The organism is Sandaracinobacteroides saxicola, from assembly GCF_014117445.1.
Classification (GTDB): domain Bacteria; phylum Pseudomonadota; class Alphaproteobacteria; order Sphingomonadales; family Sphingomonadaceae; genus Sandaracinobacteroides_A; species Sandaracinobacteroides_A saxicola.
Genome location: NZ_CP059851.1, coordinates 107356 through 120057, shown reverse-complemented (window position 1 = coordinate 120057; position 12702 = coordinate 107356). Strand labels below are relative to the sequence as shown.

The following is a 12702-nucleotide window of genomic DNA, read 5'->3' as shown; positions in this document are numbered from 1 at the left end:
AGAATGGCCCCGTTTCATGGCGCTCCGCAATGTGGCGATCATCGCCCACGTCGATCATGGCAAGACGACGCTCGTCGACCAGTTGTTCCGCCAGTCGGGCACTTTCCGCGACAATCAGCGCGTCGCCGAGCGTGCGATGGACTCGAACGACCTCGAACGCGAGCGCGGCATCACCATCCTGGCCAAATGCACCAGCATCGAATGGACGGACAAGGCCGGTGAAACCACCCACATCAACATCGTCGACACCCCCGGCCACGCCGATTTCGGCGGGGAGGTGGAACGCATCCTCAGCATGGTCGATGGCGTCATCCTGCTGGTGGACAGCGCCGAGGGCGCCATGCCGCAGACCAAATTCGTCACCTCGAAGGCGCTGGCGCTCGGCCTGAAACCGATCGTCGTCGTCAACAAGATCGACCGCCCCGACGGCCGCCCGCAGGAAGTGCTCGACGAAGTCTTCGACCTGTTCGTCAGCCTCGACGCCAGCGACGAGCAGCTCGACTTCCCCACCCTCTACGCCTCCGGCCGCAACGGCTATGCCGGGGAGACGATGGAGGTCCGCGACGGCGACCTGACGCCGCTCTTCGAAACCATCGTCCGCCATGTGCCGCCGCCGAAGGCCGACCCCGACGGCCCGTTCAAGATGCTCGTCACGCTCCTCGACCGCGACAATTTCGTCGGCCGCATCCTGACCGGCCTGGTCAGCAGCGGCCGCATCCGCCAGAACATGCCGATCCGCGCCCTCGCGCCCGACGGCAGCACCGTCGAGGACGGCCGCGCCACCCGCATCATGGCCTTCCGCGGGCTGGAGCGCGTGACCGTCGAGGAAGCGCAGGCCGGCGACATCATCTGCCTCGCCGGGCTGACGGTGGCGACCGTCGCCAACACCATCGCCGACCCGGCCGTCACGGAGCCGCTGGCCGCGCAACCCATCGACCCGCCCACGCTCAGCATGTCCTTCGCCGTCAACGACAGCCCGTTCGCCGGCAAGGAAGGCAGCAAGGTGACCAGCCGCATGATCCGCGACCGGCTGTTCCGCGAAGCGGAGGGCAATGTCGCCATCAAGGTCACCGAAAGCAGCGACAAGGACAGTTTCGAGGTCGCCGGCCGCGGCGAGCTTCAGCTGGGCGTGCTGATCGAGACCATGCGCCGCGAAGGCTTCGAACTGTCGATCAGCCGCCCCCGCGTGATCTTCGGCGAGGACGAGGCGCACAACCGCACCGAACCCTATGAGACCGTGGTGATCGACGTGGACGAGGATTACAGCGGCACCGTCGTCGAGAAGATGGCGATCCGCAAGGCCGAGCTCACCGACATGCGCCCCTCGGGCGGCGGCAAGCAGCGCCTCACCTTCACCGGCCCCTCGCGCGGCCTCATCGGCTACCATGGCGAATTCCTGTCGGACACGCGCGGCACCGGCATCATGAACCGCCTGTTCAGCCATTACGGCCCCTGGAAAGGCCCGATCGCCGGCCGCCAGAACGGCGTGCTGATCTCGACGGAGACCGGCGAAGCGGTCGGCTATGCGCTCGGCTATCTGGAACCGCGCGGCGTGCTGATGGTCTCGCCCGGCGAAGCCGTCTATCAGGGCATGGTCATCGGCGAGAATGCCAAGGACGACGACCTGGAGGTCAACCCGCTGAAATCAAAGGCGCTCACCAACTTCCGCGCCAGCGGCAAGGACGACGCGCTGCGCCTCACCCCGCCCAAGCGCCTGACGCTGGAACAGGCCATCTCCTACATCGATGATGACGAGCTGGTCGAAGTGACGCCCAAAAGCATCCGCCTCAGGAAACGCTACCTCGACCCCCACGAACGCAAACGCCAAAGCCGCAAAAGCGCGTAACCCCCTCCCCTTCAGGGGAGGGGCGACTCAGCGAAGCTGAGCGGGGGTGGGGACGCGCATTCGCCGCCTCACCCCACCTCGAACCGCAACGCCACCCCGTTGATGCAATATCGCAGCCCCGTCGGCGGCGGGCCATCAGGGAACACATGCCCCAGATGGCTGCCGCAGCTGGCGCAATGCACCTCGGTGCGCACCATGCCGTAACTGCGATCCACCGTCGTCGCCGTCGCGCCCGCCAGTGGCGCGCCAAAGCTCGGCCAGCCCGTGCCGCTCTCGAACTTCTCCCCGTTCACGAACAGCGCGCGCTCGCACCCCACGCAATGGAACACCCCCGCGCGCTTCTCATGCAGCAGCGCGCAACTCCCCGGCCGCTCCGTGCCATGCCCGCGCATCACCGCATATTGCTCGGGTGTCAGCCGCGCCCGCCACTCGGCATCGCTGAACCGCACCGGAAAATCCTCAGCCACCACACACCTCAATATTCATACTGGTCCAGCACCCAGGCTTCCTTGTGCGCCTCGGCAACCCATTCCGCCACCCAGGGATGCGCCATCGCCCGCGCCCGATAGGCCTCCGCCGCTGGCGACAGCCTGACGTCATAGGTGGTGAACCGGCTCGCCACCGGCGCGAACAGGATATCCGCCGCGCCATAGTCCGCACCCGCCAGCCAGGGGCCGCCGAAGCGCGCCAGCCCCTCACGCCACAGCGCATCCACCCGCGCCACGTCCGCCACCGCATCGGCATGCAGCGCCCAGCCCGAATAATGCCGCCGCACATTCATGCTGCAATGCGTCCGCAACGCGGCAAAGCTTGCCTGCATCTCGGCGGCGATGCTTGCCGCGAACGCCCGCGCCGCCGCATCCACCGGCCAGAAGCGCGTGCCGCCGGTCTTCGCGTCCAGATGGTGGATGATGCCCAGCGCGTTCCACGCCGCCACATCCCCATCCCACAGGATCGGCACCTTCCCGCCCGAGGGCGCGAAATCCGCCGTCTCCCGCCGGGTCGCCCAGGCGGCGTCATACATCGACACCACCTCTTCCTCGAACGGCAGCCCCGACTGTTTCGCCGCCAACCAGCCGCGCAGCGACCAGCTCGAATAGGCCTTGTTGCCGATGATCAGTTTCATGAAGTGCCCCTATGGTGTCGTGAAGGATACGCCCGAAAAATCCGGGTTCAACGCAAAGCTGCGCATCTGCTGGCGCCACAACCCGCCATTGCGCCTGACAAATTCCGGCACGCGCACATCACCCTGCGCCACCAGCGGCCCCAGCTCGCTGCCTTCCTCGTTCAACGCATTGCCGAACGCCGCCGGCCGGCCCTCGGCGGACAGCCGGATCCACAGCAGCGTGTCACCCGCCTCGCTCAGCGTCAGGCGGTTGCCGGCGAGCGTCACCACCAGCGCCGGGTCGCGCTTGGCCAGCCGCGCCAGGTTGCGATAGAGGTTGCCCTGCCACCACAGCACCTCGCCCGCCACCGTCGCCCGGTCGGCATTGCCGGTCACCCCGTCCAGCCGCCGCACCACGCGGTCACCGTCCAGCAGTGTCACCCGCAGGCTGCCCGGCGCGCGGGCTTCGCTGCGCGTCTGCGGCGTGTCGAACCGCACCCACAATGTCGTCTCGCGCGGCGCCTTCTCGCCCTCCACCACCAGCAGCCCGGTGGTCAGATAACCCGTCGCCGCCGCCCAGCGCTCCCGCCCGCCCATCGCCGCCAGCAGGCGATCGACGGCGGCGTCGGTGGCCGGCGATACCGCGGCCGGCGCGGGCGGAACGGCGGGCTGCGCCACCGCGGGAACGGCGGCCAGCGCCAGCAACAGGAACAGGGCACGCATCGGACATCTCCACAATCGCCGCCCTTCTACCGCAACGGCCACGCGACACAAGAAAGGGCCCGCCGGTGATACCGACGGGCCCTGTCTGTCCTCTGAACGATTACTTCTCGGTCAGAAAGGCCGGCAGGCCAACGTCGCCGCCGTCATCGGCGCGCGGCGCATCGTCGCGCTCGCGCCGCTCCCGACGCTCGCCACCGCCATCGCGGCGCGGGCCCCGATCACCACCGCGATCACCGCGCGGGCCGCGATCACCACCCCGGTCATCCCGGCGCGGGCCGCGATCACCGCCCCGATCCCCGCGATCGCCATCCCGGCGCGGGCCGCGATCACCACGCGGGCGATCATCGCCTTCGCGCGGCTCACGCGGCGGCCGGCTGTCCGGCAGCTCCTCGCCCGTCTCCTGGTTCACCAGCCGCATCGACAGCTTCACCTTGCCGCGGTCGTCCACGCCGATGACCTTCACCTTCACCATCTGGCCCTCGGTCAGCACGTCGCTCACCTTGTTGACCCGCTCATTCATGATCTCGGAGATGTGGACAAGGCCGTCCTTCGCCCCCAGGAAGTTCACGAACGCGCCGAACTCGGGCATGCCCACCACCTTGCCGGTGTAGATCTTGCCCACTTCCGGCTCGGCAATGATGCCGATGATCCACGCGCGCGCCGCCTCGATCTTCTCGGCGTCGGCGCTGGCGATCTTCACCGTGCCGTCATCCTCGATGTCCACCTTGGCGCCGGTCGTCGCCACGATCTCGCGGATCACCTTGCCGCCGGTGCCGATGATGTCGCGGATCTTGTCCTTGGGCACCTGCATCGTCTCGATGCGCGGCGCGTGCGCGGACATTTCCGTGCGCACGCTGTCCAGCGCCTTCGCCATCTCGCCCAGGATGTGGGCACGGCCGTCCTTGGCTTGGGCCAGCGCCACCTTCATGATCTCCTCGGTGATGCCGGCGATCTTGATGTCCATCTGCAGGGACGTGATGCCCTCGCTCGTTCCGGCCACCTTGAAATCCATGTCGCCCAGATGGTCCTCGTCGCCCAGGATGTCGCTCAGCACGGCGAAGTCCTTGCCCTCCAGGATCAGGCCCATGGCAATGCCCGCCACCGGCCGCTTCAGCGGCACGCCGGCATCCATCAGCGCCAGGCTGCCGCCGCACACCGTCGCCATCGAGGACGAGCCGTTCGACTCGGTGATGTCGGAAAGCACGCGGATGGTATAGGGAAACTCCTCCTTGCCCGGCAGCAGCGGATGGATCGCGCGCCAGGCCAGCTTGCCATGGCCGATGTCGCGCCGGCTCGGCGCCCCGAACCGCCCCACTTCCCCCACCGAATAGGGCGGGAAATTATAGTGCAGCATGAAGCGCTCATATTTCAGGCCGTCGAGCCCGTCGATCATCTGCTCGGCATCCGCCGTCCCCAGCGTGGTCGTCACGATGGCCTGCGTCTCGCCGCGCGTGAACAGCGCGGAGCCATGCGTGCGCGGCAGGAAACCCACCATCGCCTCGATCTGGCGCACCGTCTTCGTGTCACGCCCGTCGATCCGCCGGCCTTCCTTCAGGATGGCACCACGGACGATATCGCCCTCCAGCTTCTTGAACAGCTTGCTGGCCTTCTGCTGCGTCGTCGCGTCGGCGTCGGCGAAATGCGGCTTCATCTTCGCCTTGGCCTCGGCCAGCGCCGCCTGCCGCTCGGACTTCTGCGTCAGCTTGTAGGCTGCGGTGATGTCCGCGCCGACCGCCTCGCGGATGGTCGCCAGCATCGCGCCGGCATCGTCGCTGCCCTTCAGCTCCCACGGCTCCTTCGCCGCCTGTTCGGCCACCGCGATGATCAGCCCCACCACCGGCTGGATGCTGCGGTGCGCGAACATCACCGCGCCCAGCATTTCGTCCTCCGACAGCTCCTTCGCCTCGGATTCGACCATCATCACCGCGTCATGCGTGCCGGCCACCACCAGGTCCAGCCGGCCTTCCTTCAGCGCTTCCTTGCTGGGGTTCAACTGATACTCGCCATCGGCGAAGCCCACGCGCGCCGCCGCGATCGGCCCCATGAAGGGCACGCCGGACAGCGTCAGCGCGGCGGACGCGGCGATCATCGCCACGATATCCGCCTCATTCTCCCCGTCATAGCTCAGCACCTGGGCGATGACGTTGATCTCGTTATAGAAGCCTTCCGGAAACAGCGGCCGCACCGGGCGGTCGATCAGACGGCTGGTCAGCGTCTCATGCTCGGTCGCGCCGCGCTCGCGCTTGAAGAAGCCGCCGGGGATCCGGCCAGCCGCGCTGAACTTCTCCTGATAATGCACGGTCAGCGGGAAGAAGTCCTGGCCTTCCTTCACGCTCTTGGCCGCGGTCACGGCACACAGCACCACGGTCTCGCCATAGGTCGCCAGCACCGCGCCATCCGCCTGCCGCGCCACGCGGCCGGTTTCGAGCGTCAGCGTGCGGCCGCCCCATTCGATCGATTTTTTCACCATATTGAACATCGGGATTACTTTCTCATGCCCCCGACGCCATCAGGCCGAAGGCGGTTCCAACAACCGGCGGTGCAACCTCGCTCCACGCCGGGATATGCGAAAACGGCCCCCGGCTGTTGCCGGAGGCCGTCGCATGGGGGTTACCGGGCGCTTACTTCCGCAGGCCCAGCTTCGCGATGAGCGCCTGATAGCGCGCCGCATCACGGGATTTCAGATAGTCGAGCAGGCTCCGCCGCTTGTTGACCAGCATCAGCAGGCCGCGCCGCGAATGGTTGTCCTTCGCGTGGGTCTTGAAATGCTCGGTCAGATTGGCGATGCGTTCTGACAGGATCGCAACCTGCACTTCGGGGCTGCCGGTATCCGTGGCAGCGCGGGCATTGTCGGCGATGATCGCCGCCTTGCGTTCAGCAGTGACCGACATCGGGGTCTCCTTCCAGATTGAATCCCCGCTCAACGCGCACGTCGAGTGCGGAAACCGCCACCAGCGCCACCGGAACAGACCCGAGGGTGGCGAGATAGGTGCCGGGTTTCGCGCGGGGCCCCGGCAAGCGCCGGCCGCTTTTCAGCAGCGTCGCCTCGTGGGGTTCGAGCACCAGGACCGGGATGTCGTCCAGTCCGGCACTCAGCGGCAAAAGGGCCTGTCCAAGCGCGGCCCCATGACAGAGAGCGACCGCCCTGTCCAGCACAATCGCCTGTGCCAGCCCGAACCGCCCGGCCTCCGTGCGCCGCAGCATGGAGACATGGCCGACCGTGCCAGCGGCCAGCGCGATGTCCCGCGCCAGGCTGCGCACATAGGTGCCCTTGCTGCACGTCACCACAAACGTCGCGCTGTCCGCCGTCACCGCCTCCAGCGTCAGTGCATCTATCGTCACCGCCCGCTCGGCCAGCACCACATCCTCCCCCGCCCGCGCCCGCGCATAGGCCCGCTCGCCATCCACCTTCAGCGCGGAATAGGCCGGCGGCCGCTGGCGGATCGGGCCGGTGAATTGCGGCAGCACCGCCCGCAGCGTCGCCTCGTCGGGCCGCACCGCGCTCGTCGCCGTCACCGCCCCTTTGGCATCGTCGGTCGCCGTCGCCACCCCGAACGCCACGGTGAACGCATAGCCCTTTCTGCCGTTCAGCAGATGGCCCGCCAGCTTGGTCGCCTCCCCCAGCGCCACCGGCAACACCCCCGTCGCCAGCGGATCCAGCGTCCCGCCATGCCCGATCTTCACCTTGCCATAACTGCCACGCATGGCATGCTTCAACCGCCCCACCACCTGCGCGGAGGTCAGCCCCAACGGCTTGTCAATCACCAGCCAGCCGTGCGGCATCACAGGGTCGCGCGCACTTTCGTCAATTCGGTCTCGAGAACAGGAAGGTCGTGTCACACCGTTTGCCAGATCGTATCGAAATCGACCCTCACATAAGCATGTCCCAGCACGTTGCGCATCGTCCGCACCGCCTGCCGCGCAGCTTCCAGCATCTGATCCACAAGATCGAGAGCGCGCTGGTAGGTCACAATGGCTTCAGATCCGACTGTACCCGCGCCATCAACCGCGGCGTCATCCCTCCCATCGTCGCGATGTCCACAGGCACGCCCAGCAGATCGCTCAGCGCGTTATGAAGCCGCGCCAGATCGAACAGCGTCGTGCCCGGTGCCGCATCGATCAGCCGGTCAAGGTCACTGCCGTCGCGGTCTTCACCGCGCGCCACAGACCCGAAAACGCGCGGATTTCCGGCCCTGAACCGTCCCAAAAGGTCCAGAACCTCCGTCCGTCGCAGGGCAAGGGCGGCAGAAGGGCGCATGCGCCATCCATACCGCCATCCGCGTCACCACGCAATCAGCGCCCCACTGCCACCATCACCAGCTCCACCGGCTTCGGCGCCGCCGCATCCTCGATCACATGCACCCGCGTATCGGTGATGAACCGCAATTTTCCCTGCGCATCCACCAGCCGCGCACTGACGGCCCAGGTCATCCCCCGCGGCGGCACCTTCGCCGGATCATAGCGGATCAGCCAATGCAGCGGCACCTGGTTCAGCCCCGGCCGCACCTCGGTCGTCGCCACCACCTTCATCGGCGCGTCCGCCAGGGAAACATCCGCCAGCGTCACCGTCAACCGGCTGCCCGGCGGCAGCGCCATCCGCTGCAAATAGGTCGCCGTCCCCGTCAACACCCCCGGCCCCGCCGCCACCGCCGGGCAGCGCATCGCCGCCAGCGGCCGCTGGTGCCACGCGATCTCCCCCGGCAGCAGCGTCAGCGTCAGCTGCCCCGCCACATAGCGCGTTCCGGCCAAACCCTTCGCCGCCACCGGATCGACCGCGCGAAACAGCGTCCGCTTCATCGTGCCGCTGTCGATCACCCTGGCCGTCCCGACCACCGCGTCCAGCTGCATCGACACCATCCGCCCGTCCGGACAGACAAATTGCTGCCACCGGTCGTCGCTCGATACCACAATATGGCCCTGCGCCGCTGCCGCCAGCGGCACCAGCAATGCGACACCTGCGAAAATCTGTCTCAATGCGCCTCGTCCCATCTCACCTTCCCCACTCGCCGACATTAGTTCGCCGTTCCAAACAGCAGATCCTATCGCGCCGACCGCCCGTTCGACAACCGTCTCGCTAAAGGCGGGCGTTCCAGCCGGCAGCCGCCAGCTCAATTGAGTATACTGTCCCGGGAATCCTACGAATCCTATAGATGCGACCGGCAGTTGTCCTTGACACGGCAAACTGGCATCTTCAAAATCGGACGCGTTGGCTTTGGGAGGAAGAAGCATGGATTTTATTTGTAGATTTGAGCCCTCCGATCGCGTCAATCCGCCGATTGGCAATGTCGGTGCGGAGAATGCCGAGAGTGTGCTCGACTCAGTCAAGAATGTATTTCTGCGGAATGAAGACTGGCCCCCCGTTCGGGAGAAGCCGGATCAAGAGCCCACAATATATCCTGCTCCTACGCCTGCTCCCGCTCCCGCTCCTCCGTCAGATGTCATCAATGCGACTGGAACGTTCATCTTAGCAAAATCCAAGAAAAGAATCGGTATTACTACGATATCTGGCTGGCCGGAAACAAAAACTGAGATGACCACTCGCTGTGTTGACTTGCCCCTTGGTCGTGTATGCACTGATGTCCCTGTTATTTATCACAGATCGTGCACGAAAGGCATCTTCCTGGATTTGGAATTTCCTTCCAGCATTGAAGATGAGATAGAAGATTGCTTGAAAACGAGTGCAGTCGTTGCGATTCTGGCAAGCATTGTGACTGCCGGTGCGACTTTGGTACCGACTTTTATTGCGGCAGTTAAGATTTGCTTGCGTGCGAAAGGTGCGGAGGCGGTAGCCGACTTGCTATCAGCAGAGTTAGTGGTCGACTCAGAGTGCGGAGATTGGCATCCGATATAGAGCATTCCGGAACCAACATTCCGTGAATACACGTGACAGCGTGAATTCACGGGACAGTATGCCTTTTGGTCGGGTAAAACCGAGGACGGGGAAATCTGGGGACAGTATCCCTAACTTGGTGGCGGTCGGGCCGGCTTGCCGGCGGTCGCAACGAAAAATCCAAGCCCCGGGTCGAGCCCGGGGCGACGGGTGTGGTGGATGGTGCCATGCTTGTGCTGTGAGTAGGATGCCCCTCAGGCGCTGCGCGCCACCTCCCCCTTGGTGGGATGAACGCTGGGTCAATGCGCGTCTCCCCAACTCGCCCCCACCCCGATCTCCACCCCCAGCGGCACGCTCAGTTCCAGCGCCGGCCCCACCGCGCCCGCCATCACCGCGCGGATCACCGGCTGCACCCACTCCACCTCATCATCGGGCACCTCGAACACCAGCTCGTCATGCACCTGCAACAACATTCGCGTGCCCCGGCACCCCGCGTCCTTCAAGGCCGGCCCCATGCGGATCATCGCCCGCTTGATGATATCGGCGCTCGTCCCCTGCACGATCGCATTGATCGCCGCCCGCTCCGCGAACTGCCGCTCCCCCATCACCTTGGACCTGATGAGCGGCAGGTTCACCCGCCGGCCATAGAGCGTGCGCACGAAACCATGCTCGCGCACGAACGCCGTCGTCTCCGCCATGTAACGCTGGATGCCCGGAAACTGCTCGAAATAACGCTCGATGAAGCGCGCCGCCTCGCCGCGGTCGATCCCCAGCCGCTGGGCAAGGCCGAAGGCGCTGATGCCATAGATGATCGAGAAGTTGATCGTCTTCGCCCGCCCGCGCTGGTCCCGGTCCACCGCCGCATCCGCGCCCAGCCCGAACAGCTGCCGCGCGGTGATGGCATGGATGTCCTGCCCCGCGGCATAGGCCGCCTTCAGCTCCGGCACGTCGGCGATGTGCGCCATCAGCCGCAGCTCGATCTGGTTGTAATCCGCCGCCATGATGCGGTGGCCGGCTTCCGCCACAAAGGCATAGCGGATGCGCCGGCCCAGCTCGGTGCGAATGGGGATGTTCTGCAGGTTCGGATCGGTCGAGGCCAGCCGGCCGGTGGAGGCCACCGCCATCGAGAAGCTGGTGTGCACGCGGCCGGTGTCGGGGTTGATCTGGTTCTGCAACGCCTCGGTATAGGTCGATCGCAGCTTGCTGTTCTGCCGCCAGTCTAGCACCAGGCGCGCGATGCCGCCCTCCGGCAGCGCCGCCAGCCGCTCCAGCTCGGTCACGTCGGTGCCATATTGCCCCGACTTGCCGCTCTTCTTCCCCCCCGGCAGCTTCAGCCGGTCGAACAGCACCTCGCCCAGCTGCTTGGGGCTGCCGATGGTGAAGGCCCCGCCTGCCAGCGCGTGCACCTCGCCCTCCAGCCGCTCGATCTCGGCGGCATAGAGCGCCGACAGCCGCGCCAGCTCGGCCCGGTCCACCTTGATCCCGGCCATCTCCATGTCGGCGAGCACCGGCACCAGCGGCCGGTCGCACCATTCATAGGCGCGCGTCACCTGGGCGTCGGCCAGCCGCGGCTTCAAAGCCCCGTGCAGCCGCAGCGTCACATCGGCATCCTCGGCGGCATAGGCGGTCGCCCGGTCCAGCGGCACCTGGCCGAAACTCACCTGCCCCTTGCCCGTCCCCGCCACCTCCTTGAACGAAATCGGCGTGTGAGACAGATGCCGCACGCTCAGCTCATCCATGCCATGGCTGTTGTGGTTGCCGGCATCCAGCGCATAGCTCAGCAGCATCGTGTCGTCGAAGGGCGCGATATCCACCCCCAGGCGCCGCATCACGATCAGGTCATATTTCAAATTCTGCCCGACCTTCAGCACGGATGGGTCCTCCAGCAGCGGCTTCACCGCCGCCAGCGCCACCGCCTTGTCCAGCTGCGCCACCGGCTCGGCATAAAGCCCCTCGCCCGAAACATGCGCCAGCGGCACATAGCAGGCCCGCCCCGGCGCGGTTGCCAGGCTGAACCCCACGATGTCCGCCCGCATCGCGTCGAGCGCGCTGGTCTCGGTATCGAAGGCCACCACCCCCGCCTTGCGCGCGTCCGCAATCCAGTCCTCCAACCGCTCCACCGTGGTCACCGTCTCATAGGCGGCATGGTCGAACGGCACCGCCGGCGGTGCCTCGGATGGCGGCGCGCTCGCCGCCCGCGTCGCCTTCGCGCTGTCCGCGGCGGCCGTGCCCACCGTCCCCAGCTTCGCCAGCAGCGACCGGAACCCATGTTTCGCCAGGAAATCCGCCAGCACCTCCTGCGCTTGGCTCTCCGGCAGTTTCAGCGCCTCGAGCGGCGGATCGAGCGCGCAATCCCGTTTCAGATCGACCAGCACGCGCGACAACCGCACCGCCTCCACATTGGCCGCCAGCGCCTCGCGCAGCTTCGGCCGCTTTACCGCCTCCAGATTGCCCAGCACCCCCTCCAGGCTGCCGAACTCTTTAATCAAATCCGCCGCCGTCTTCGGCCCCACGCCCGGCACGCCGGGCACATTGTCCACACTGTCCCCCATCAGCGCCAGCAGGTCGCCCAGCTGCGCGGCGGGAACCCCCCATTTCTCCAGCACCTCGGCCTCGCCGAAGCGCTTGTTCTGCATCGTATCGAGCAGGCTCAGCCCCGGCCGCACCAGCTGCATCAGATCCTTGTCGCTGGACACGATCGTCACGCTCATCCCCGCGGCGATCCCCGCCTCGGCATAGCTGGCGATCAGGTCATCGGCCTCGATCATGTCGCGCTCGATGCAGGGGACGGAGAGCGCCCTCACGGCATCGCGGATCAGCGGAAACTGCGGCAGCAGGTCTTCCGGCGGATCGGGCCGGTTCGCCTTGTACTCGGCGTAGATGTCGTGCCGGAAACTGCGCTTCCCCGCGTCCAGGATCACCGCCAGATAATCATCCTCCGGCGATTTGCGCGCCGCCTCAATCAGGTTCCACATCATCGCCGTGAATCCGAACACCGCCCCCACCGGCACGCCTTGCGGATCGGTCAGCGGCGGCAAACGGTGGTAGGCGCGGAAAATGAACCCGCTGCCGTCCACCAGCGTCAGATGCGGTGCGGTCATGCCCCGCTTTACCGCCAAGATCGCCGGCGCCCAAACCGAATCTTCCCGCACCTCCCATCCCGGCGCACGCCATGGTCGGGGGCTTTGACCCGGGCGC

12 protein-coding genes are annotated in these 12702 nt (G+C 66.4%); 2 read left to right on the top strand and 10 right to left on the bottom strand.

Annotation, left to right across the window (positions count from 1 at the left end):
• Window positions 1-16: 16 nt before the first annotated feature.
• On the top strand, window positions 17-1846 hold the full coding sequence (gene typA / locus H3309_RS00565; RefSeq protein ID WP_182296503.1) for a translational GTPase TypA: 1830 nt from the start codon (window positions 17-19) through the stop codon (window positions 1844-1846).
• A 68-nt stretch (window positions 1847-1914) separates the two neighbouring features.
• Here the strand turns inward: typA and msrB are convergent, their stop codons facing one another.
• From msrB to H3309_RS00525, 9 genes are all read right to left on the bottom strand, one after another.
• On the bottom strand, window positions 1915-2313 hold the full coding sequence (gene msrB / locus H3309_RS00560; RefSeq protein ID WP_317983331.1) for a peptide-methionine (R)-S-oxide reductase MsrB: 399 nt from the start codon (window positions 2311-2313) through the stop codon (window positions 1915-1917).
• Window positions 2314-2321: 8 nt separating this feature from the next.
• On the bottom strand, window positions 2322-2972 hold the full coding sequence (locus H3309_RS00555) for a glutathione S-transferase N-terminal domain-containing protein (RefSeq protein ID WP_182296499.1): 651 nt from the start codon (window positions 2970-2972) through the stop codon (window positions 2322-2324).
• Window positions 2973-2981: 9 nt separating this feature from the next.
• Entirely contained in the window at window positions 2982-3674 is a 693-nt protein-coding gene (locus H3309_RS00550; protein WP_182296497.1) for a hypothetical protein, read from the bottom strand.
• Window positions 3675-3774: 100 nt separating this feature from the next.
• Window positions 3775-6153, bottom strand: a complete 2379-nt coding sequence (pnp, locus tag H3309_RS00545) for a polyribonucleotide nucleotidyltransferase (RefSeq protein ID WP_182296495.1) — start codon at window positions 6151-6153, stop codon at window positions 3775-3777.
• Window positions 6154-6295: 142 nt separating this feature from the next.
• A complete protein-coding gene (rpsO, locus tag H3309_RS00540) occupies window positions 6296-6565 on the bottom strand; it encodes a 30S ribosomal protein S15 (RefSeq protein ID WP_182296493.1) in 270 nt (89 codons plus the stop codon).
• Window positions 6549-7457, bottom strand: coding sequence for a tRNA pseudouridine(55) synthase TruB (truB, locus tag H3309_RS00535; protein ID WP_182296491.1), 909 nt, complete (start codon window positions 7455-7457; stop codon window positions 6549-6551). Before truB ends, rpsO begins: the two co-directional genes overlap by 17 nt.
• 53 nt (window positions 7458-7510) lie before the next feature.
• Complete coding sequence (locus tag H3309_RS17495; RefSeq protein WP_256401605.1) at window positions 7511-7645, bottom strand: HepT-like ribonuclease domain-containing protein; 135 nt, start codon at window positions 7643-7645, stop codon at window positions 7511-7513.
• On the bottom strand, window positions 7642-7932 hold the full coding sequence (locus H3309_RS00530) for a nucleotidyltransferase family protein (protein ID WP_182296489.1): 291 nt from the start codon (window positions 7930-7932) through the stop codon (window positions 7642-7644). Before H3309_RS00530 ends, H3309_RS17495 begins: the two co-directional genes overlap by 4 nt.
• A gap of 35 nt (window positions 7933-7967) precedes the next feature.
• Complete coding sequence (locus H3309_RS00525; protein ID WP_182296487.1) at window positions 7968-8648, bottom strand: YbaY family lipoprotein; 681 nt, start codon at window positions 8646-8648, stop codon at window positions 7968-7970.
• A gap of 253 nt (window positions 8649-8901) precedes the next feature.
• On the opposite strand from H3309_RS00525, the gene H3309_RS00520 reads away from it, so the two are divergent.
• A complete protein-coding gene (locus H3309_RS00520) occupies window positions 8902-9525 on the top strand; it encodes a hypothetical protein (protein WP_182296485.1) in 624 nt (207 codons plus the stop codon).
• Window positions 9526-9803: 278 nt separating this feature from the next.
• Here the strand turns inward: H3309_RS00520 and polA are convergent, their stop codons facing one another.
• Window positions 9804-12605 carry a DNA polymerase I gene (gene polA, locus H3309_RS00515; protein ID WP_182296483.1) on the bottom strand — a complete coding sequence of 934 codons (2802 nt, stop codon included), beginning with the start codon at window positions 12603-12605 and terminating at the stop codon, window positions 9804-9806.
• Window positions 12606-12702: the final 97 nt, after the last annotated feature.